General features: G+C 69.9%; 19 protein-coding genes. 8 read left to right on the top strand and 11 right to left on the bottom strand.

All coding sequences use genetic code 11. From position 1 onward, the window contains the following. Positions 1–10: 10 nt before the first annotated feature. Entirely contained in the window at positions 11–1,153 is a 1,143-nt protein-coding gene (locus R2APBS1_RS18805; RefSeq protein ID WP_015449147.1) for a hypothetical protein, read from the bottom strand. 116 nt (positions 1,154–1,269) lie between these two features. Between R2APBS1_RS18805 and R2APBS1_RS18800 the strand changes: the two genes are divergently transcribed. Together R2APBS1_RS18800 and R2APBS1_RS18795 are read left to right on the top strand one after the other, a co-directional pair. Beyond that, complete coding sequence (locus R2APBS1_RS18800; RefSeq protein ID WP_015449146.1) at positions 1,270–2,553, top strand: acetyl-CoA C-acetyltransferase; 1,284 nt, start codon at positions 1,270–1,272, stop codon at positions 2,551–2,553. Between the two features lie 52 nt (positions 2,554–2,605). Continuing rightward, positions 2,606–3,157, top strand: coding sequence for an energy transducer TonB family protein (locus tag R2APBS1_RS18795; protein WP_015449145.1), 552 nt, complete (start codon positions 2,606–2,608; stop codon positions 3,155–3,157). Between the two features lie 210 nt (positions 3,158–3,367). Here the strand turns inward: R2APBS1_RS18795 and R2APBS1_RS18790 are convergent, their stop codons facing one another. The 4 genes from R2APBS1_RS18790 to R2APBS1_RS18775 form a co-directional block, all read right to left on the bottom strand. Continuing rightward, positions 3,368–5,245, bottom strand: coding sequence for a phospholipase D-like domain-containing protein (locus R2APBS1_RS18790; RefSeq protein WP_015449144.1), 1,878 nt, complete (start codon positions 5,243–5,245; stop codon positions 3,368–3,370). A gap of 87 nt (positions 5,246–5,332) precedes the next feature. Continuing rightward, the gene (locus tag R2APBS1_RS18785; protein ID WP_007514420.1) at positions 5,333–5,806 is read right to left on the bottom strand and encodes a SixA phosphatase family protein; all 474 of its coding nucleotides are present in this window, start codon (positions 5,804–5,806) and stop codon (positions 5,333–5,335) included. 57 nt (positions 5,807–5,863) lie between these two features. Further along, the gene (locus R2APBS1_RS18780; protein ID WP_015449143.1) at positions 5,864–6,496 is read right to left on the bottom strand and encodes a ParA family protein; all 633 of its coding nucleotides are present in this window, start codon (positions 6,494–6,496) and stop codon (positions 5,864–5,866) included. Positions 6,497–6,623: 127 nt separating this feature from the next. Next, positions 6,624–7,661 carry a hypothetical protein gene (locus R2APBS1_RS18775; RefSeq protein WP_015449142.1) on the bottom strand — a complete coding sequence of 346 codons (1,038 nt, stop codon included), beginning with the start codon at positions 7,659–7,661 and terminating at the stop codon, positions 6,624–6,626. Positions 7,662–7,821: 160 nt separating this feature from the next. On the opposite strand from R2APBS1_RS18775, the gene R2APBS1_RS18770 reads away from it, so the two are divergent. Beyond that, entirely contained in the window at positions 7,822–8,016 is a 195-nt protein-coding gene (locus R2APBS1_RS18770; RefSeq protein ID WP_007514414.1) for a hypothetical protein, read from the top strand. An 83-nt stretch (positions 8,017–8,099) separates the two neighbouring features. Here R2APBS1_RS18770 and speE read toward each other — a convergent pair whose 3' ends face one another. After that, on the bottom strand, positions 8,100–8,969 hold the full coding sequence (speE, locus tag R2APBS1_RS18765; protein WP_007514412.1) for a polyamine aminopropyltransferase: 870 nt from the start codon (positions 8,967–8,969) through the stop codon (positions 8,100–8,102). A gap of 286 nt (positions 8,970–9,255) precedes the next feature. On the opposite strand from speE, the gene speA reads away from it, so the two are divergent. Both speA and R2APBS1_RS18755 read left to right on the top strand, forming a co-directional pair. After that, entirely contained in the window at positions 9,256–11,145 is a 1,890-nt protein-coding gene (gene speA, locus R2APBS1_RS18760) for an arginine decarboxylase (RefSeq protein WP_015449141.1), read from the top strand. Positions 11,146–11,251: 106 nt separating this feature from the next. After that, positions 11,252–12,037: a 3-hydroxybutyrate dehydrogenase gene (locus R2APBS1_RS18755; protein ID WP_015449140.1), complete on the top strand. Its 786-nt coding sequence runs from the start codon at positions 11,252–11,254 to the stop codon at positions 12,035–12,037. Between the two features lie 13 nt (positions 12,038–12,050). Here R2APBS1_RS18755 and R2APBS1_RS18750 read toward each other — a convergent pair whose 3' ends face one another. The 4 genes from R2APBS1_RS18750 to radC all read right to left on the bottom strand — a co-directional run bounded on the left by R2APBS1_RS18750 (position 12,051) and on the right by radC (position 16,422). After that, a complete protein-coding gene (locus tag R2APBS1_RS18750) occupies positions 12,051–12,803 on the bottom strand; it encodes an SDR family NAD(P)-dependent oxidoreductase (protein ID WP_015449139.1) in 753 nt (250 codons plus the stop codon). Between the two features lie 45 nt (positions 12,804–12,848). After that, positions 12,849–13,553 carry an SPOR domain-containing protein gene (locus R2APBS1_RS18745; RefSeq protein WP_015449138.1) on the bottom strand — a complete coding sequence of 235 codons (705 nt, stop codon included), beginning with the start codon at positions 13,551–13,553 and terminating at the stop codon, positions 12,849–12,851. After that, on the bottom strand, positions 13,553–15,241 hold the full coding sequence (argS, locus tag R2APBS1_RS18740) for an arginine--tRNA ligase (RefSeq protein WP_007514402.1): 1,689 nt from the start codon (positions 15,239–15,241) through the stop codon (positions 13,553–13,555). Before argS ends, R2APBS1_RS18745 begins: the two co-directional genes overlap by 1 nt. Before the next feature lie 509 nt (positions 15,242–15,750). Continuing rightward, a complete protein-coding gene (radC, locus tag R2APBS1_RS18735; RefSeq protein ID WP_007514399.1) occupies positions 15,751–16,422 on the bottom strand; it encodes a RadC family protein in 672 nt (223 codons plus the stop codon). Between the two features lie 96 nt (positions 16,423–16,518). Between radC and coaBC the strand changes: the two genes are divergently transcribed. Genes coaBC through R2APBS1_RS20600 form a run of 3 tightly spaced genes read left to right on the top strand, consistent with a single transcriptional unit; the run spans position 16,519 to position 20,547 of the window. Further along, a complete protein-coding gene (coaBC, locus tag R2APBS1_RS18730) occupies positions 16,519–17,724 on the top strand; it encodes a bifunctional phosphopantothenoylcysteine decarboxylase/phosphopantothenate--cysteine ligase CoaBC (protein WP_015449137.1) in 1,206 nt (401 codons plus the stop codon). Beyond that, complete coding sequence (dut, locus tag R2APBS1_RS18725; protein WP_015449136.1) at positions 17,721–18,176, top strand: dUTP diphosphatase; 456 nt, start codon at positions 17,721–17,723, stop codon at positions 18,174–18,176. Before coaBC ends, dut begins: the two co-directional genes overlap by 4 nt. A gap of 58 nt (positions 18,177–18,234) precedes the next feature. Continuing rightward, entirely contained in the window at positions 18,235–20,547 is a 2,313-nt protein-coding gene (locus tag R2APBS1_RS20600; RefSeq protein WP_015449135.1) for a phosphomannomutase/phosphoglucomutase, read from the top strand. A 68-nt stretch (positions 20,548–20,615) separates the two neighbouring features. Here the strand turns inward: R2APBS1_RS20600 and R2APBS1_RS18715 are convergent, their stop codons facing one another. Then, positions 20,616–21,257, bottom strand: a complete 642-nt coding sequence (locus R2APBS1_RS18715; protein ID WP_015449134.1) for a DUF4124 domain-containing protein — start codon at positions 21,255–21,257, stop codon at positions 20,616–20,618. Positions 21,258–21,303 lie beyond the last annotated feature (46 nt).

The raw sequence follows: 21,303 nt of genomic DNA, 5'->3' as shown, positions 1-21,303 counted from the left end.
CCGGCGACGATCAATGCAGGGCGGCGGCCGGGGCGCCGAGCCGGCCGGCGGCGTCCAGCACGATCCGGCCCGATGCGTGCAGTTCGGCGACGATGCCGTACTGGTCGGTCAGTCGCGCCAGCAGCAAGCCCAGCGCCTGCGGCTGCAGCGGGTAGCCGTGCGCCAGCGCGCGCGCATGGCCGCCGTCGCCGCGCTGGGCCACGGTGATCGCCACCACGCCGAGGCCGGGGGCCTCGTGCGCGAACAGCGTCGGCGGATCGTAGCCGGGTTCGACCGTGGACAGGGTTTCCAGCAGGTAGCCGTCGGCGGCCGCAGCCGGCTGTGCCGCGTCGGGCTGCAGTTGCAGCGGCAGCTGGTGCGCGTCGAGCAGTGCGGCGTACTGGCGCAGCTCGAACACGATGCCGGCAAAATCGTGCGCGCGCTGCCCGGCATCCCCGGTCTGCGCGGCCAGCCACTGCGACGGCGACTGCGCCAGCACCTTGCCGTCGGCGTAGCGCACGGCCAGCCCGCGCGCGCTCATCGTCGCCTCCTCGCGGTACGGGGTCAGCAGCGCCGTCTCCAGCAGCGCCCACAGCGGCGCCAGGTTGACGTGCTCGTACTGCACGCAAGTCAGCGCCAGCAGGTCGTTGCGGCTGAGGTAGCGCACGTGCTCCAGCCGGATGCCGAGCGTGCGCATCAGCCAGTCGGCGGTCAGCGCGCCGGCCTCGCCGCGCCCGACCAGCTGGATCTCCAGCTGCTCGGACAGCTCCTCGGCCTGCCCCGCCGGCGCCAGCAGACTCATCGGCAGCAGCCGCATCGGGCCTTCAGCATAGGTCGGTGAGGGTTCCAGCGGTTGCGCCGGCATCTGCCCTTGATGGCTGCCGAAGGCCACCACGTTCTCCAGCTGGCTGCGCGGCACGCGTCGCGCCAGCTCGTCCAGCGCGGCCCAGACCGGGAAGCCCGGTCGCAGCAACTCGACCTGGTCGAACAGCGCGCCGGCCAGCGCCAGCCGCGCGGCGTCGACCTGCGGCACCAGCGCGTGCAGGTCGGCGGCGATCAGCGCCGCCAGCGCGGCAGCCTCGTCGCGGGTGAACGTGAGCCGCGCCGGCGGCTCGCCCGCGACCGGTTCCAGGGCCAGCACCACCGGCAGGGCGAACAGCGTTTGCGTTTCCACGAGCGAGGGTCCGGAAGACGGGAGGAGACGGGATTCTACCATTCAGCGTTTTGGGCTTTCGCCGCGCGGCATGGCGGGTTAGCCTTGACCGACTTGAGTGGTGGACTGTTCCGAGCATGGAAAACACGCAGAAGCGCGTCGGGGTGATCGGCGGTGTGCGCATCCCGTTCTGCCGCAACAACACGGCCTACGCCGACGTCGGCAACTTCGGCATGTCGGTGAAGGTGCTTGGCGCGCTGGTCGAGCGCTTCGGCCTGCACGGGGTGGAACTGGGCGACGTGGCGATGGGCGCGGTGATCAAGCACGCGTCCGACTGGAACCTGGCGCGCGAGGCGCTGCTCAGTTCCGGGCTGGCGCCGACCACGCCGGGCATCACCACCGCGCGCGCCTGCGGCACCTCGCTGGACAACGCCATCATCATCGCCAACAAGATCGCCGCCGGGCAGATCGAGGCCGGCATCGCCGGCGGTTCGGACACCACGTCCGACGTGCCGATCGTCTACGGCACCCGCCTGCGCAAGCGCCTGCTGGCGATGAACCGCGCGAAGACGCCGCTGGACAAGCTGAAGACGGCGCTGCGCGGCTTCTCGCTCGGCGAGCTGAAGCCCTCGTTCCCCGGCGTGGCCGAGCCGCGCACCGGCAAGTCGATGGGCGACCACTGCGAGCAGATGGCGAAGGAGTGGCAGGTCAGCCGCGAGGCGCAGGACCAGCTGGCGCTGGACAGCCACCGCAAGCTGGCCGCCGCCTACGACGCCGGTTTCTTCGAGGGCCTGCTGGTGCCGTTCCGCGGCCTGAAGCGCGACGGTTTCCTGCGCCCGGACTCGACCATGGACAAGCTGGCTTCGCTGAAGCCGGCGTTCGACAAGAGCTCCGGCCACGGCACGCTCACCGCCGGCAATTCCACCGGCCTGTCCGACGGCGCCGCCGCGGTGCTGCTGGGCAGCGAGGCGTGGGCCGCGCAGCGCGGGCTGAAAATCCAGGCCTGGCTGCGCGATGCCGAAGTCGCCGCGGTGGATTTCGTGCACGGCGAAGGCCTGCTGATGGCGCCGACCATCGCGGTGCCGCGCATGCTGGCGCGCCACGGCCTGCGCCTGCAGGACTTCGACTACTACGAGATCCACGAGGCGTTCGCGGCACAGGTGCTGTGCACGCTGCGCGCGTGGGAGTCGGCCGACTACTGCAGGAACCGGCTCGGCCTCGACGCGCCGCTCGGCGCGATCGATCCGGCGAAGCTCAACGTGCACGGCTCCAGCCTTGCCGTCGGCCACCCGTTCGCCGCCACCGGCGCGCGCATCATCGCCACGCTGGCGAAGCTGCTGGAACAGAAGGGCACCGGCCGCGGGCTGATCTCGATCTGCACCGCCGGCGGCATGGGCGTCACCGCGATCCTCGAGCGGTGACCGGGCGACCGCTTCAGCCTCGATTCGTCCGGGCGGGTGCATAAAGGCCGCCATGTTCCGCCTGCGCACCACCGCCTCCCTCAGCCTGCTCGCACTGGCCGTCGGCGTCGCCGGCACCGGCTGGCTCAGCGCGCAGACCAGCGTCTGGTCCGGCCCACCGACGCGCTACACCGCGCAGGTCGACACGCCGACCGCGCTGCGCGCCCGCCCGTCGCCGCACCGCCCGCGCCGCTCGCCGCGCGTCGCGCCGGCAAGGCGCATGCTGCCGCCGGCGGTGGTCGCTGACGAAGCACAGGCCGCCATTGCCGCACCCGCGCCGGAGCTGGTGCCGCTGGCCACCCCCGCCGACACCTCGCAATCGTGGGACGAGTTGCGCGGCCATCTCGACGGCCGCGTGCTGCTGCACGTCGACATCGATGGCAACGGCCGGGTCACCACCGCCAGCCTGAGCGAATCCAGCGGCGACCCGGTGCTCGACCAGCACGCCCTGCGCAGCGTGCGCGGCTGGCGCTTCGCGGTACCGCCGGACCACCCCGACGGGCTCAGCGGCGAGCTGCCGATGCGCTTCACCTCGCGGGGCGATCGCGTCGCGCAGTTGCCGTAGGGTTTTGTCCAGGCGCGTTGGTGCTTCGCGTTTTATCAAGCCTGCGCAAAAGGCGTGCGCTTTCTGCAACCTGCAGGGGCTCACTTTGAGCGCGATGCTGTCGTGCTTGCTGCATTCAGGGCGAAGAACATCAGAAGCAAGAGCTTCACACGAGGCAACAGGTGGCGAAAGTGGTTCTCGTGGAGCAGCGATCACGGTGGTGAATGGTGCTCACAGGATGCCCTTGGCGCCCACCCCGAACGCGGTAACCATCCGCGTGATGATCAGCTTCGGCGAGAGCGCCACGTCGGGGAAGTCGCCGACCGGTTCGTAGCAGGCGTAGAAGTTCGGGTCGGTGGCGCGCAGCGGCTGGCAGCCGGGCTTGAGGTCGAAGCTGGTGGCATAGCGGAACGGCCACAGGTCGAACAGCGGCAACTGCTCGGAGACCGTGCCGATCGCCCGGTTGATATCGGTCAGCACCGGTACCTTCGACCGCCGCGGCGCGATCACCCACGCGTTTTCCGGCTGCGTGCTGCGCAGGATGCTGTGGCGCAGCTGGTCGGCGAAGTCGTGGTCGTAGACGATCACACCCGACTCGGTGTTGTAGTGGTCCGAGCGCGGATCGAAATTGTGCGAGCCGACCATCGCGAAGACGTCGTCGACCACGATCGACTTCGCATGCAGGCCGAAGCGCAGGCCGGTGCTGTGCAGCGGTGCCGGGCGGTTGCTGCTGCCGCGGCTGCCGAGCAGGCGGAAGCGCGCCGCGGGAACGCGGGCCGGGCCGGCGGCTTCCGGCGGCGGCAGCGCGGTCGTGTCCAGGTCGAGGTTGGCCAGTTCGTTGTCCACCGCGGCGCTGGGCGCGTGCGGCTTCAGCTCGTGGATCTCGAAGCCGAACTTCTTCAGGTAGCGCTTGCGATGTTTGTACGACATCGCGTACACCGCGAACGCGTCGGTCGAGGCCAGCGAATTGGTGGAGACGATCACTAGCGGCGGGTCGGCGCGCCGGTGCAGCGTGCGGAAGATGTGCTGCGCGCGCTTGCTCATCACCAGGTACGGCGTCTGCAGCAGTACCTCGCGTTTCGCCTCGCCGATCATGCGCATGATGTGGTGGGTGAAATCGAGCGCGCGGCGCTTGTCCGGCTTGTCGGTCTTCGCCGGCAGGTCGCTGAAGTATTCCACCCGACCCACCCGCCGCGAGGCGTCGACCAGCCAGGTCTGCAGCCAGGCCGGGTCCTCGGCGGCCTGCTGCACGCGCGCCACGCGCGCCGGACGGCGGTAGTGCGGGGCCGGCCAGGTTGGCGGCGTGTGGTCGGACAGGATGCGCCGGTTGACGTCGCGCAGATGGGTCAGCGGCAGCGCGCGCGGGTGGTTCCAGAACCGCTCGAAGCTGGCCGCCATCTGCAGCGCGGCGGGGCCGCCGACCATCGCGTCGCGGTCGACGTAGTTGAAGCTGTCGTCCCAATTGAAGTAGCGGTTCTGGTAGTTGCGCCCGCCGGTGATGCCGATGCGGTCGTCCACCAGCAGCAGCTTGTTGTGCATGCGCTGGTTGAACTGCATGAAGCAGCACAGCACGCCGGCGGCGAATTCCAGCGGCTGCGTGCGTGCCTTGTGGAAGGTCGGGTTGTACAGCCGCACCTCGAGGTTCGGGCTGACCCGCGTCAGCCGGTCGAGCAGGTCGAGGTCGCCGAAGGAGAACAGCTGGTCGGCCAGGATGCGCACGCGCACGCCGCGCCGCGCCGCCTGCACCAGCTCGTCCAGCATCAGCTGGCCGGCATCGTCCTGGTCCCAGATGTAGGTCTGCACGTCGATCGAGTGCCGCGCCGCGCGCACCAGGTTGATCCGCGCGGCCATCGCCGGCACGGAGTCGTCGAGCAGGGTGACCACGTGCACCGGCCGCTCCGGGGTGGAGGCGGCGAGCGCCTCGGTGGCGGCGGCCAGCAGCGGCGACGGCAGCGCGCAATGGTCGGCCTGCGCACAGCTGCTGCTGCGGTCGGCGCTGGCGGCGACGATGGCGTCGGCACGGCGGATCTGCGCGCGCGATACGGTGCAGCCCTGCAGCGACAGCAGCGCAAGCAGCAGCGGTAGGGCGAATCGGCGCAAGACGGACATGGGCAAATCATACGGTTGGCGCGTGCCGTGGTCGTGAGGAAGCGGCGGCCGCCGCCGGGCCGCGGCAACGCACGGTCGCCGCGCGGGTCAGGGCGACCAGAACGCGTCCAGCCGGGCGTTGCCCGGTTCCAGCGCGCCGTCCAGGTGCAGCACCGCCAGCGCACCGGGCGGCATGCCGCGGAATTCGTCGGAGCGGCCCTCGACCAGCAGCGCCACCAGCCGCTCCATGCCGGGGTTGTGGCCGACCAGCAGCACGGTGCCGGCATCGGCGTGCTGGTCGAGCAGGGCCAGCAGTTCGCCGGGCGAGGCGTCGTAGATCTCGTCGGCCTGCTGCGGCACCGGCGCGTTGTCGATCGCGGCCAGCGCCAGGCGGGTGGTCTCGTCGGTGCGTCGGCTCGGCGAGCACAGCACCCGGTCGGGGCGCAGGCCGTGCGCGGCCAGCCACAGCCCGGCGGCCTGCGCTTCCCGTTCGCCGCGCACGCTGAGCGGACGCTGCGGGTCGTCGCCGGTGGTTTCCATCGGCACCGCTTCGGCGTGTCGCAACAGGATCAGTTCGTGCATGGAAGACTCCGGGGGTGGTGGCGCAAGGCGCGCGGTGAACATCGGGAAGGGCGCGCTTCAGTGCTGGCGCTTGATCCAGCGCAGCAGGGCCTTCCAGTCCTGCTGGTGGCTGCGGACCTGTTCGGACTGGTAGTCGAAGATGCCCTTGCCGAGGCCGGCGAGCAGCACGTAGGCCTGGCTGTCGCGCAGTTGTGCGGCGATCGGGAACGGCGATTGCCCGGCCAGTTGGGTGATCGCATCCTGGCTGGCGTGGGTCCACGGCTTGAGCCGGTTGGCCACCAGCGCCACCGGCAGCTTGCCGCTGCGGATGCGTCGGATCGCCTGCAACTCGCCGAGGAAGCGCAGCGTGGCGTCGAGGTCGAACGAGGACGGCAGCACCGGTACCAGCAGCACGTCGGCCAGCTCGAGGTAGGGTTCCAGCTCGCGCTCGCCGGAGCCGGCGGGGGTGTCGATCAGCAACTGCTGGGTGTCCGCCGGCACGCGTTGCAGGTTGCGCCGGCCGCTGTCGAAGGCGAGCACGCCGGGGACGTTGTCGGGTCTGAGCTCGGCCCAGTGGAAGCTGGAGTGCTGCCGGTCGGCGTCGATGATCGCGGTGTGCTGCCCGGCCTGGGCCCAGTGCGATGCCAGTTGCGTCACCAGCGTGCTCTTGCCGCAACCACCCTTGCTGCTCGCCACCAGCGTCGTAAGCATCGGATCACCCCTGCCACGGAAGGTGGCCCAAGCCTAGCGGGCGGGGCGCCAATGGGGAATAGCCGGGAATCGGGAATGGCCAACGGGATGCGCCGGATCGAGCGGCAGGGCCCGCTCTTGCGATTTCCTATTCCCGATTCGCTGTTCCCGGCTGCCAGTCGGCGGGTGCCTCGACCGGGAGGCCGTTGTCGCGCAGGGCGGCCAGCTGCAGGCTCATCTCGGTGCCGCCGTGGCGCGCCAGCGTGAGCAGGCGCTGGGCCAGCGCTGCGTCGTCCTGTGCCCGGGCCAGCAGGCGGGCGAAGCTCTGCACCTGCCAGACCAGGTTGCGACGGGCGTCCTTCGCTTCCTGCCGCTGCGCCGGATCGTCGGCCAACACTTCGCGCAGGTGCAGGCCGAGCGAGCGGGCCAGCGGGCTGGAGCCCCATTCCAGGGTCTTGCCCAGGGCCAGGCAGTCGGTCTTGATCGAGGCGTCCTCGCCGGCGTTCTCGCACAGCTTGGCGACCAGTTGCAGGCTCGGCTGCGGCTGGGTGCCGGCCAGGCCGAACACCAGCACGGTCTGCATGCCGACGGCACCGCCGGCGTGGGCCGGGTCCAGCGTGTCCGGCGGCGGCGGCAGCGCGCCGGCCGCGTTGGCCAGGGCCTGCAGGCTGGCGCCGGCGTAATCGTCGTAGCGCTTTGCCGCGGCGGCCTGGCCCAGGTCGTCGCGGGCGGCGTCCTGTTTCATGCCGCGCGCGTCGGCGCCGAGCTTGAGCAGCCACACCGCGGCGTTGTCCGGTGCCCGCACCAGCAGGCGCTGCAGCGCCTCGCCGTTCGGGCAGGTGCCGGCGGCGGCATCGCAATCGGCCAGGCGCATCCAGTCGACCGCTGCGCCGGCACCGTCGACCTGCGCGGCCCGCTCGATCAGGCGGTGGAAGCTGTTCTCCGGCGGCTGGTTGAACAGCGGTCGCGCCAGCAGGGCCGCGCCGAGCAGTCGCAGCGGGTCACCACCGGGGGCCAGCACGCTGACCAGGTCACGCTGGAACGCGAGCTGGGCCTTGTCGCGGGCTTGCGCGGCCCGACCCGGCGTGCTGCGGCTGTTGCTCGCGGGGGACTTGCCAGCGACCGCCGGCGCGACCGCCAGCGACAACGCGCAGGCCAGGGCGAGGCAATGCCATCCACGCATCATGGGCCGGGCTCCGCAATCCAAAGCGCGCAGCATACCGTTTGCGGATTAAGCGCGGCTGATCGGGAAGGCGGCGAAGCGGTGCCGTCACGGCGTGGCTTGCTAGGATGGGTGTCCCCGGCGCAGGGCCGCGCCCCCACGATCATCGTTCGGGAGACGCGTAGTGGATCATCTGTCGACGTTCGCCGGCGGCGCACCCTGGTTTGTCGGCTGGGGCACGCTGGCCCTGATCAATGCCGCGCTGGCGCAAGGCAAGAACCGCAGCGGCCTGCTGTGGTTCCTGCTGTCGCTGCTGGCCGGCCCGCTTGCCACGCTGCTGCTGGTGCTGCTGCCGAAGGTGCGCTCGAAGATGTTTTGAGCGACGGGATGGGGGATTCGGGTTCGAAAGAGCGGCGGTGTCGCAGCCGCTGGCTTTGCCGAATCCCGTCGGCCGTTCCCGCCTCAGTCCCCCAGCGCCTCGCGCATGAACTCCGGCTGCGCCAGCGCGGCCTTGTGGATCTCGGCGTTGTAGTAGCGGGTCGGGAAGTTCTTGGCGCTGGCGCCGCGCTCGCGGAAGCCGCTCAGGTCGCCGCCCTTGCGCGCCATGGTGCAGCTCCACCAGCCGGTCGGGTAGCACGGCTGCGGGAACGGCAGCGTCTTCACCGCGCTGAAGCCCGAGGTGCGCATCGCCGAGCGCATCGACTTGATCAGTTCCAGGTGGGCCAGCGGCGATTCGCTCTGCTGCACCAGCAGGCCGCCGTGGCGCAGCGCCTTGTAGCAGCTGGCATAGAACGCGGCGTTGAACAGGCCCTCGGCCGGGCCGACCGGGTCGGTCGAGTCGACGATGATCAGGTCCAGCGAGTCGGGCTCGGCCTCGGCCATGTACTTGATGCCGTCGATGAACAGCAGTTCGGCGCGCGGGTCGCCGTTCGCCTCGCACAGCTCCGGGAAGTACTGCTCGGCCAGGCGGGTGACGCGCTCGTCGATCTCCACCTGCACCGCGTGTTCGACTTCCTCGTGCTTGAGCACCTCGCGCAGCGTGCCGCAGTCGCCGCCGCCGATGATCACCACGCGCTTGGCGCGCGCATGGGTGAACAGCGCCGGGTGGGTCATCATCTCGTGGTAGAGGAAGTTGTCGCGGCTGGTCAGCATCACGCAGCCGTCGATCACCATCAGCTTGCCCCAGTCGGTGGTCTGGTGGATCTCGATGGTCTGGAACGGGGTCTTCTCCGCATGCAGCAGTTGCTCGGTGCGGAAACCGATGGAGGAACCGGAGGCCTGGTGGGCTTCGGTGAACCAGCTGGTTTCATTCGAGGTGGGTTGCTGCGACATGGTGGACGTTCCTGACGTGCCGGAGGGGAAAAGCAAGACTGTCCATTGTAGCGACAACCGCCGTGAACGTCCCGGCGGGACCGGCCACGTCTTGCGCATATCGTCACAGCGGCCCATTACAATGACGGTTGGCCTGCCGGGACCCTTCGCCGGCGGCCGACCAGCCCGATCGGCCCCGCGGCGTGCGAGGCTTCCGGTCGTTCGGGCTCGTGCTGCTGTCATCGGGCAAGACGTCAAGGCTCGCCGCTGCGACGACATCATCCTTTTCCATCGAGGAGATCTCTGCATGGCGAACCCTTGGAACACCGACGCTGCCCGTCACACCTACGCCGTACCCCACTGGAGCGACGGCTACGTCGACGTGGACGACGCCGGCGACATCGTGATGCGCCCGCGCGGCGCCCGCGGCCCCAGCCTGTCGCTGCCGGCGATCGTCGAACGTGCCCGTGCCGACGGCCTGCGGCTGCCGCTGCTGGTGCGTTTCCCCGACATCCTGGCCGACCGCCTGGCGCGGCTGCAGGGCGCGTTCGCCAAGGCGATCGACGAATGGCACTACGCCGGCGGCTACACCGCGATCTACCCGATCAAGGTCAACCAGCAGCGCGGCGTGGCCGGCGAGCTGGTCGCCGCCGGCAGCCACGGCTTCGGCCTGGAAGCGGGCTCCAAGCCCGAGCTGATGGCGGTGCTGGCGATGGCGCGGCCCGGTTCCATCGTGATCTGCAACGGCTACAAGGACCGCGAATACGTCCGCCTGGCGCTGATCGGCAGGAAACTCGGCCTGCGCGTGCACATCGTGATCGAGAAGCTGTCCGAGCTGGACCACGTGTTCGCCGAGGCGAAGGCGCTGGGCGTGGAGCCGCTGCTCGGCGTGCGCGTGCGGCTGGCCTCGATCGGCGCCGGCAAGTGGCAGAACACCGGCGGCGACAAGGGCAAGTTCGGGCTGTCGCCGCAACAGGTGCTCACGCTGATCGAACGGCTCGATGCGGCCGGCCTCAAGCACACGCTGAAGCTGCAGCACTTCCACATGGGCTCGCAGATCTCCAACGTGCGCGACATCGCCAACGGCATGCGCGAGGCCACCCGCTACTTCGTCGAGCTCTCCCGGATGGGCGTGCCGCTGGAGATCGTCGACGTCGGCGGCGGCCTCGGCGTGGACTACGAGGGCTCGCGCTCGCGCAGCCACAACTCGATCAACTACTCGATCGAACAGTACGCCGCCACCATCGTGCAGTCGCTGGCCGAGGCGGTCGAGGCCGAGGGCCTGGCCGCGCCGCACATCCTCACCGAGGCCGGCCGCGCGATGACCGCGCACCACGCGGTGATGGTGGTCAACGTGACCGAGGTCGAGGAGGTGCCGGCCGGCGCGATCCCGCCGCCGTGCGCGGACGAGCCCGCGGTGCTGCGCCGCCTGCGCGAGACCTGGGAGGAACTGGACCGGCGCCCCGCGCTGGAGCTGTTCCACGAGGCGCAGCATCACCTGAGCGAAGGCCAGGCGCTGTACGCGCTGGGCCAGCTGGCGCTGGCCGACCGCGCGCGGCTGGACGAGATGTACTACGCGATCGCCAACGCCGTGCGTGCGCGCCTGCTGCCGGCCGAACGCTCGCACCGGCAGGCGCTGGACGAGCTGGACGAGAAGCTGGTCGACAAGTACTTCGTCAACTTCTCGGTGTTCGAGTCGATCCCCGACGTGTGGGCGATCGGCCAGATCTTCCCGATCGCGCCGATCGCCCGGCTCGGTGAACAGCCCACGCGCCGCGGCGTCATCGTCGACCTCACCTGTGATTCGGACGGCCGCATCGACCACTACGTCGACGCCGAGGGCGTCGACGTCAGCCTGCCGCTGCACGCGCTGAGGGCGGGCGAAAGCTACCGCCTCGGCATCTTCATGGTCGGCGCCTACCAGGAGACCCTGGGCGACATCCACAACCTGTTCGGCGACACCGACGCGGTCAACGTGCGCGTGGATGGCGACGGCTACACCTTCGCCCACGTGCGCCGCGGCGACACCACCGACCTGATGCTCGACTACGTCGGCTACGACCTGGAGGCGCTGCGCGCCAGTTATCGCGAGCGCATCGCCGCCGCCGGCCTCGGTGGCGCCGAGGCCGCGCAGTTGTACGACGCGCTCGACGGCGGGCTCACCGCGTACACCTATCTGGCCGAAGACGCCGACTGAGCTTCTGCTCCAAGGTCCAATGGCGCCTCGCGCGGCAGCACCTACAATTTGCGGAATGGGCGCGGCGGTGAGGCCGCGCCTCCCCGCTATCCTGAAGGAGCAAAGCATGAACAGTCTTGAAGGCAAGGTCGCCCTGATCACCGGCGCGGCCAGCGGCCTCGGCAAGGCGATCGCCGAGCTGTACTCGATGCACGGTGCCAGCGTGGCGATCGCCGACATCGACCAGCAGGCCGCCGATGCCGTGGCCGCGCAGATCAATGCCGCCGGCGGCAAGGCGCTCGGCCTGGCGATGGACGTGACCAGCGAGGCGGCGGTGAACGAGGGCACCGACCAGGTGGTCGCCGCGTTCGGCGCGCTGGACATCCTGGTCTCCAACGCCGGCGTGCAGATCATCAACTCGATCGATCAGTTCAGCTACGCCGACTGGAAGAAGATGCTGGCGATCCATCTCGACGGCGGCTTCCTCACCACCAGGGCTGCGCTGAAGCACATGTACCAAGATGATCGCGGCGGCATCGTGATCTACATGGGCTCGGTGCACTCGCACGAGGCGTCGAAGCTGAAGTCCGCCTACGTCGCCGCCAAGCACGGCCTGCTCGGCCTGGCCCGCACGCTGGCCAAGGAAGGTGCGCCGCACCACGTGCGCTCGCACGTGATCTGTCCCGGCTTCGTGCGCACGCCGCTGGTCGAGAAGCAGATCCCCGAGCAGGCGAAGGAGCTGGGCATCAGCGAGGACGAGGTGATCAGGAACGTGATGCTGAAGGACACCGTCGATGCCACCTTCACTACCGTCGAGGACATCGCGCAGACCGCGCTGTACCTGGCCACCTTCCCGTCCGCGGCGTTGACCGGGCAGTCGATCGTGGTCAGCCACGGCTGGTTCATGCAGTAGGCATGATGTCGCGCTAGTTGCGGTGCACCTGCAGCCCGGCCGCCGACTGGCTGACCGGCATCACCTCGATGCGGTTGATGTTGAGGTGCGGCGGCAGGTTGGCGATCCACCAGATCGTGTCGGCGATGTCGGTCGCGGTGATCGGCTGGGCGCCGGCGTAGAGCTGATCGGAGGCGGCCTGGTCGCCGCCGGTGCGCACCAAGGTGAACTCGGTCTCGGCCATGCCCGGCTCGATGGAAGTGACACGCACGCCGGTGCCATGCAGGTCGGTGCGCAGGTTCTGCGAGAACTGGGTGACGAAGGCCTTGGTGCCGCCGTACACGTTGCCGCCGCGATAGGCGTAGCTGCCCGCGATCGAGCTGATGTTGACGATCGCGCCGCGGCGCGCGATCAGTTGCGGCAGCAGCAGGTGGGTCAGCGACACCAGCGCGGTGACGTTGGTGTCGATCATCTGCTTCCACTGTTCGAGGCTCGCTTGCTGCGCCGGCGCGGTGCCCAGCGCCAGGCCGGCGTTGTTGACCAGCAGGTCGATGTCGGCGAACGCGGATGGCAGCGCCGCATGTGCCGCGCGCATCGCCGCCTCGTCGCGCACGTCGAACGCCGCCGCATGCACGCGCCCGGCGCCGTGCCGCGCCACCAGCGGCTGCAGCCGTTCCATGCGGCGACCGCTGGCGATCACCCGCCAGCCGCCGGCCACGAAGCGTTCCACGGCGGCGGCGCCGAAGCCGGAGCTGGCGCCGGTGATCCAGGCAGTCTTGGTCGTCATGAGCGGCACGCGTGATGGGAAAAGTCGGGGGAAGAGTCGGGTGGCCTAGCGGCCTTCCTTCAGCGCGATCGCGTTGATGCCGGCACCGGCCAGGCGCTGCTTGGTCGATTCCAGCTCGGTGGCCGAGCGGAACGGCCCCAGCCGCACGCGGTTGTAGGTCTGCCCGCCGATGCTGACCGACTGCACGTTCGCCACGAAGCCCTGCAATGCCAGTTTCGCCTTCAGCGTTTCCGCGTCGGCGGCGTTCGGGAAGGCGCCGACCTGCAGCAGGTAGCCGCTGCCGACGGCCGGTTGCGGTACCGCGCTGGCCGGGGCGGCGGTGACGTCCTGGCTGACCGCGGCCGGTGCATTGGCCGGTGCCGCGGCGGGCGCCTGGGCTGCCTGCTGCGCTTGCAGCTGCGCCGCCTGCTGTTTCTGCTGCTGCTCGACGCGCGCCTGTGCGCTGATCTCGGCGTCGGGAATGCGCACTTCTTTTTCCGACAGCACCGAGTAGAAGTCGAACTGCGGCTTTTTCGGTGCGCTGTCGCCGGTCGATTCGAGCACGCCCGGCGCGCTGCCGCGCTCGGCCGTGGCCTGCGGATTCGCCTGCGGGCCGTCGGCCTTGCGCAGGCCGGTCAGCAGGCTGCCGCGCATCATCACGGCCATCAGGATCGCGCCGGCGACCAGGCCGACGATCGCGTAGCCCCAGCCCGGGAAGCCGTTGCTACCGTTGCGCACGGCCTGCCGGCCCCTGCCCTTGCGTGCTGCCATTACATCTTCTCCGGGGCGCCGAGGCCCAACAAATCCAGCCCATTCTTCAATACCTGGCGGGTCGCCACCACCAGCGCCAGGCGCGCGTTGCGCAGCTCGGCGTCCTCGACCAGGAACTGGTACGAGTTGTAATAGGTGTGGAACGCGTTGGCCAGTTCACGCAGCCAAGCCGCGACCAGGTGCGGCTCCAGGTTCGCCGCCGCGGCCTCGACCAGTTCAGGGTACTTCGACAGCTCGGTGAGCAGGATCTGTTCGTGTTCGGTGTCCAGCCGCGCCAGGTGGGCGAGCCCGTCGGCGAGGTCGACCGTGAAGCCCTTCTCCGGCGCCTGGCGCAGCACGCTGCAGACGCGGGCATGCGCGTACTGGATGTAGTAGACCGGGTTGTCGTTCGACTGCGAGCGCGCCAGGTCGATGTCGAACACCAGCTGTGAGTCGGACTTGCGCGAGATCAGGAAATAGCGCGTGGCGTCCTTGCCGACTTCGTCGATCAGGTCGCGCAGGGTGACATAGCTGCCGGCGCGCTTGGAGATCTTCACCTCCTCGCCGCCCTTCATCACCGTCACCATCTGGTGCAGCACGTATTCCGGCCAACCCTTCGGGATGCCGCAATCGAGCGCCTGCAGGCCGGCCTTTACCCGCGCCAGCGAGCCGTGGTGGTCCGAACCCAGCTCGGTGATCGCGCGCTGGTAGCCGCGCTGCCACTTGCTCAGGTGGTAGGCCACGTCGGGCAGGAAGTAGGTGTAGGTGCCGTCGGACTTGCGCATCACGCGGTCCTTGTCGTCACCGAACTCGGTGGTGCGCAGCCACAGCGCGCCGCCTTCCTCGTAGGTGTGGCCGTGCGCGACCAGCTCGCGCACGGTCTCCTCGACCTTGCCGTCGGTGTACAGCGACGATTCGAGGAAATAGGTATCGAAGCCCACGCCGAACGCCTGCAGGTCCAGGTCCTGCTCGCGGCGCAGGCTGGCCACGGCGAAGCGGCGGATCGCCTCGAGGTCGTCGACGTCGCCGGCCGCGGTCACCGTTTCGCCGTCGGCGACGACCGACTCGCGATCGAGATAGGCGCGCGCCACGTCGGCGATGTAGTCGCCGCGGTAGCCGTTCTCCGGCCAGCTGCTGTCGTCCGGGGTGATGCCGCGGGCGCGCGCCTGCACCGAGATCGCCAGGTTGGCGATCTGCACGCCGGCGTCGTTGTAGTAGAACTCGCGCTTGACGTTCCAGCCGGTGGCGGCGAGCAGCCGGCTCAGGCAGTCGCCGATCGCCGCGGCGCGGCCATGACCCACGTGCAGCGGGCCAGTCGGGTTGGCCGAGACGAATTCCACGCCGACGGTCCTGCCGTTGCCGCTGGCGCTGCGCCCGTAGGCATCGCCGTCGGCCAGGATCCGGCGCACTTCGGCGTGATAGGCGCCGGCGCCGAGGAAGAAGTTGATGAAGCCGGGGCCGGCGATCTCGACTTTGTCTACCAGCGTGTTGGCCGGTAGCGCGGCGACCAGCTTCTCGGCCAGCTCGCGCGGCCTGGCGCGCGCCGGCTTGGCCAGCAGCATTGCCACGTTGCTGGCGAAATCGCCATGCTCGCGGCTGCGCGCCCGCTCGATCACGAAGCCGGGCTGGCCGAGATCGGCAGGCAGGGTGGCGGCCTCTTGCAGGGTCTGGATCGCCTGCAGCACCAGTTCGCGCAGCTGTTCTTTCACGTGTGGGATCAGTTTCGTGATGGAACCGGTAATCCTAACAGACCGCCTTGACGCCGAAACGCGCGGTATGGAGTGCCTGCCGCACGGGGCGATGACAGCTCGGCATGCGCCGGAATTTTGACGCACCGCGGCGAGCCAATCTGTGGATAAGTCTGTGGGGAAAGCGGGAGCGGGCGGGCTGACCCGGCCTGCAGCCCGCCAAACATCTATCCACCGCAAGAAATTAAATTTCAAGATCAATGAGTTGTAAAGTAAAGCTCGAGCCGGCGCCGGATAGGCACGGCAAGTGCCGGTATCACCGTTTTGTGTATAAGTGCCGGCCGCTTGCGCGGCATCTCCCGCCGAGGTTCGCGTCACGGTTTTGTCATGCGGCACTGCGATACTGAACGGGCCAGAACATGAACTCCCCTCCATGACATGGCGCCCGGGGATGCCGCTCTCCCCACCTCCCCAATCGGCCTCGCGGCGTGGCTTGTGCCACGCCGCTTTTTTTGCCCGCGAGTCGGCGCTCAGATCAGGCCGCGCGCCGCCATCGACACCGGCTCGCCGCTGCCGATCACCAGGTGGTCGAGCACACGCACGCCGACCAGCTGCAGCGCGTCGCGCAACTCGTGGGTGATTGCCCGGTCCGCGGCGCTGGGTTCGGCCACGCCGGAGGGGTGGTTGTGGGCGAAGATCACCGCGCAGGCGTTGTGCCTGAGGCAGGCCCGCACCACTTCGCGCGGGTGCACGCTGGCGCCGTCGACGGTGCCGCGGAACAGCTCCTCGAACGCCAGCACGCGGTGGCGGTTGTCCAGGTAGAGACAACCGAACACCTCGTACGGCAGGTGGCGCAGGCGTGCGCGCAGGTAGTCGCCGCTGTCGCGCGGGTTGCCCAGGCTGGGCTGCTCGCGCAGTTGCTCGGCCAGGCTGCGCCGGGCCAGTTCCAGCGCGGCGGCGATCCGCGCGCGCTTGGCCGGGCCGAGCCCGCCGACGTGGACGTGCGGCTCGCTGCGGCCGAGCAGCGCGCCCAGGCTGCCGGCGCCGGCGATCAGCTCGCGACCCAGCGCCAGCGCGTCCTTGCCGCGGCTGCCGCTGCCCAGCAGTACCGCCAGCAGTTCGGCGTCGGACAGCGCGGCGCTGCCGCGCGCCAGCAGTTTTTCACGGGGGCGTTCGCCCTCGGGCCAGTCGCGGATGCTCATGCCCTCAACTTGCCGCACGGTGCCCTTGCCGGGCAGCGGTGCGTGCGAGTGAATCCGGTAAGCTAGGCCTCTGCCCGGTTGTCAGGCCCGCCTTACATGAGTCTTGCCCAACGCCGCATCCTGCTGGGAGTGTCCGGCGGCATCGCCGCCTACAAGTCCTGCGAACTGGTTCGCCGCCTGCGCGATCTGGACGCCGAAGTGCGCGTGGTGATGACCGAGGGTGCCACCCGTTTCGTCAGCCCGACCACGTTCCAGGCGCTGTCCGGCCAGCCGGTGCGGGTCAGCCTGTGGGACGCGCAGGCCGAGGCGGCGATGGGACATATCGAACTGGCGCGCTGGGCGGAACGCATCCTGGTGGCGCCGGCCAGCGCCGACCTGCTGGCGCGGCTGGCGCACGGCCTGGCCGACGATCTGCTGAGCACGCTGTGCCTGGCCAGTGCCGCGCCGCTGTATCTGGCGCCGGCGATGAACCAGCAGATGTGGGCTCACCCGGCGGTACAGGCGAACATCGCCACGCTGCACCGGCACGGCGCGCGCTTCCTCGGCCCGGCCGCCGGCGAACAGGCCTGCGGCGACGTCGGCAGTGGCCGCATGCTGGAACCGCACGAGCTGCGCGACGCGCTGGCGGCCTCGTTCGGCGAACCGTTGCTGGCCGGGCGACGCGTGCTGGTCAGCGCCGGCCCGACCTACGAGGACATCGACCCGGTGCGCTTCATCGGCAACCGCAGCTCGGGGAAAATGGGCTTCGCGGTGGCCGAAGCCGCCGCGCAGGCCGGCGCCGAAGTGACCCTGGTCGCCGGGCCGGTGGGCCTGGCCACGCCGGCCGGCGTGGCCAGGCGCATCGACGTGCGCAGCGCGGCGCAGATGCATGCGGCGGTGCTGGCCGCCGCGGCGCAGGCGGACATCTACATCGGCGCGGCGGCGGTCGGCGACTATCGCCCGCAGGAGGTGTCCGCGCAGAAGCTGAAGAAGCGCGACGGCAGCGAGCTGGTGCTGCATCTGGCCGAAAATCCCGACATCCTGGCCAGCCTGTCGGCGCAAACCGCGCACCCGTTCCTGGTCGGATTCGCCGCGGAGACGCATGATGTGGCGAGCTATGCGCAGGGCAAGCTGCGGCACAAGGGGCTGGACATGATTGCGGCAAACCAGGTGGGCGGCGGCCTCGGTTTCGAGTCGGCCGACAATGCGCTGACGCTGTATTGGGCCGACGGCGCGGCCGAACTACCGCGTACGTCGAAAGCCGAACTGGCGCGACAGCTGGTCGCCCGCGTGGCCGAACGCTATCGGACGGCGCGCGGATGATTGACGTCGAGCTGAAGATCCTCGACCCGCGCCTGGGTGACAGCATTCCGCTGCCACAGGCCGCCACGCCGGGCAGCGCCGGCATGGACCTGCGCGCCGCGCTGGCGCAGCCGCTGACCCTGGCGCCGGGCGAAAGCGCACTGGTGCCCAGCGGAATGGCGATCCACATCGGCGATCCGGGCTGGTGTGCGCTGGTGGTGCCGCGCTCCGGGCTGGGCCACAAGCATGGCCTGGTGATGGGCAACCTGGTCGGGGTGATCGACGCCGACTACCAGGGTCCGCTGATGATTTCGTGCTGGAACCGCGGCAGCCAGCCGTACACCATCGCGGTGGGCGACCGCATCGCCCAGCTGCTGCTGGTGCCGGTGGCGCAGGCACGATGGAACGTGGTGGCCGATTTCGCGCCGAGCGAGCGCGGCGGTGGCGGGTTCGGCTCGACCGGTATCGAATGACCAGCAAGGTCGACCCGGGCACCCGGGCCGGCACGCAGTGACTGCCGTGGGGGCGGGTATGGCGTTGAACATCGCGAACGAACGGCTGCGCAACCTGCGCGTCGACTGGCGGGACTTGCTGCCGCTGGCTGGCGGCACCGCGCTGCTGCTGCTGGGACTGTTCTGCGCCTGGCAGACCTGGCTGATTGCCGACGAGGGCAATGCGGTCCGCCGCGTGCACCTGGCCCAGGATGAGGCCGTCCGCGCGCTGGCCGCAGAAATCGCCAGCCAGCGCGGCGCGGTCGAAAAGGTGCTGGCCAGCGTCGATCCGGCGACCTTGATGAGCGACCCGGCGCAATCTGCCGCGGCGCTGCGCCGGCAGTTGCCGCAGGCGAAGAAGCTGGAGTTGTACAGCGGCGAACTCACCGAGGTGCTCAAGGCCAATTACCGGGAGTTCGGCTACGCCAAGGCGGCCCAGTTGATGGCTGCGCAGAGCGCGGAGGGGTTGCCGCTGGCCCAGAGCGTCTCTTACGGCAACGGCGATCGCCGGCTAAGCCTGGTGATCCCGCTGGGGCCGCCGCAGCGGGCCCAGGCGTGGGCCTGGGTCGAATTGCCGTTCGCGCCGCTGCGGCAGCGCTTCGACGCGATCTCGCCGGCCGGCGGCCGGCTCGACCTGCGCCAGGGCGACGATCGCGGCTACGTGCAATTGCTCTCGCACGGCACCCGTTCGGCCGAAGCCGAAGCCACCGGCAAGCCGGTCGCCGGCAGCGTGTTCAGTGTCGGTGCCGGCCTGCCCGGCGCCTTCATCGTGCTGCCGCGCTGGTGGCTGCTCAGCGGCCTGCTGGCCCTGCTCGGCCTCGGCGGCGGCGGCTATCTGCTGCGCCTGCGCCAGCGCTGGAAAGCGCTGCCGGAGGTCGAGGAACCGGAGGTGCCGCTGCCCGCGCGGCAGACCGCTCCGGCCCGGGCCAAGCCGCCGGAGCCGCCGGAGCCGCCCGCGGCCGCGCCGGTGGTCGGCGTGGACCCGAGCATCTTCCGCGCCTACGACGTGCGCGGCGTGGTCGGCAAGACGCTGAACAAGGAGGTGGCGCATGCGCTCGGCCAGTCGATCGGCACGCTGATGGTCGAAAAGGGCCTGCGCGAGATCGTGGTCGGTCGCGACGGCCGGCTGTCCGGGCCGGAGCTGGCTGCGGCGCTGGCCGATGGGCTGCGCGAAGCCGGCGTCGACGTGATCGACATCGGTGCGGTGCCGACGCCGGTGGTGTACTACGCCACCTATCGCTTCAACACCGGCTGCGGCGTGGCGGTCACCGGCAGCCACAACCCGCCGGACTACAACGGCTTCAAGATCGTGGTCGGCGGGCAGACGCTGGCCGAAGGCGCGATCCAGGACCTGTACCAGCGCATCGCCGGCGGTGCGCTGGCCAGCGGCGGCGGCGGTGGCCTGCGCCAGGTCGACGTGGCCCCGGACTACATCGAGAAGATCATCGCGGACGTGCTCGCCGAGCGCCGCCTGAAGGTGGTGGTCGACTGCGGCAACGGCATTCCCGGCGCGATCGCGCCACAGGTGCTGGAAGGTGTCGGCTGCGAGGTGGTGCCGCTGTACTGCGACGTCGATGGCAGCTTCCCGAACCATCACCCGGACCCGTCCGACCCGCACAACCTGGAGGACCTGATCATCGCCGTGCGGCAGACCGGCGCCGACCTGGGCCTGGCCTTCGACGGCGATGGCGACCGCCTCGGCGTGGTCACCCGTAGCGGTGAAATCGTCTACCCGGACCGCCTGCTGATGCTGTTCGCGCGCGACGTGCTGTCGCGCCAGCCCGGCGCTACGGTGATCTACGACGTGAAATGCACCAGCCATCTGAAGGGGCAGATCCTGGACGCCGGCGGCAGCCCGCTGATGTGGCGCACCGGGCACTCGCTGATCAAGGCGAAGATGCGCGAGACCCAGGCCGAGCTGGCCGGCGAGATGAGCGGGCACTTCTTCTTCAAGGAGCGCTGGTACGGCTTCGACGACGGCATCTACGCCGCCGCGCGGCTGCTGGAGATCCTCGCCGGCGACCTGCAGGGACGCAGCGCCGAGCAGATCTTCGCCACCCTGCCGAAGAGTGTCTCCACGCCGGAGCTGAAAGTGGAACTGGCCGAGGGCGAGCACTATCGCTTCATGGACCAGCTGCGTCAGCAAGCCAGCTTCGAGGACGCCAGCCTGATCACCATCGACGGCGTACGCGCGGACTGGCCGGACGGCTGGGGGCTGGTGCGCGCGTCGAACACCACGCCAGTGCTGGTGTTGCGCTTTGAGGCGGACGACCCGGTGGCGTTGAAGCGGATCCAGCAGCTGTTCCGCCGGCAGTTGCTGGCCGTCAATCCGGGCTTGAAGCTGCCCTTCTAGCCGCGGTGATCGGCTGACGGCGGCACCCCGCGCGGCAAGCCGCGCGCAGGGTGGGCGCCGGCGCCGCCCTACTCCGCCGCCTGCCCCTGCGCCGTCCTGACCTCGCGGTAGTGCGCCAGTTGGCCGACCTGCTGCCGCTCGGTATCGCTGCGCAGGGTCTGCTGGCGGCTCAGCGTGTCGCGCAGCGTGGCCACCACGTTGCGCTGCTGCGCGATGCTGTCGGCCAGAAACTTCGGCACCGGGTTCTTGGCGTTCTCGAGGTCGGCCGCCCGGCCGAGCAGGTCGGTCAGCGCCTTCTCCTGGCTGCGCAGGTTGATCTGGGAGGTATGGATCTGCTGGTCGATGGTGTCCAGCGTCTGCTGCAGCGAAATCCGGTAGGACTCCTCGTCCGGGTAGGCCGCCAACATCTGCGCATCGGCGTTTGCACGCTCCTGCGCGGCGCGCTTCTGGGCCGCCTGTTCGGCCGCCAGCTTGTTGGCGGCGACGCGTTCGGCAGCGGTCAGCTGGCGCGGCACGCGCTGCACCACCAAGCCGCGGTCGTTGACCAGGTCGTAACCGTACTTCATCGCTTCGGCGGTCAGGCTGTCGCTGAAGTGCACCAGGCCTTGAGCGTCGTACCATTTGTAGCGGATGTTGCCGGTGTTCTGGGCGTACGCCGACAGGCTCGCGGCCAGCACGACAGCAGCGATGACGAGCAATGATTTGCGCATGGATACCTCTCTCGTTGCCCAGTATAGCCAGCGCCGCCGCGCTGCC

This window comes from Rhodanobacter denitrificans, from assembly GCF_000230695.2.
Lineage (GTDB): Bacteria > Pseudomonadota > Gammaproteobacteria > Xanthomonadales > Rhodanobacteraceae > Rhodanobacter > Rhodanobacter denitrificans.
Note: the sequence above shows the minus strand (reverse complement) of the source record. Positions and strands in the feature narration are given on the sequence as shown.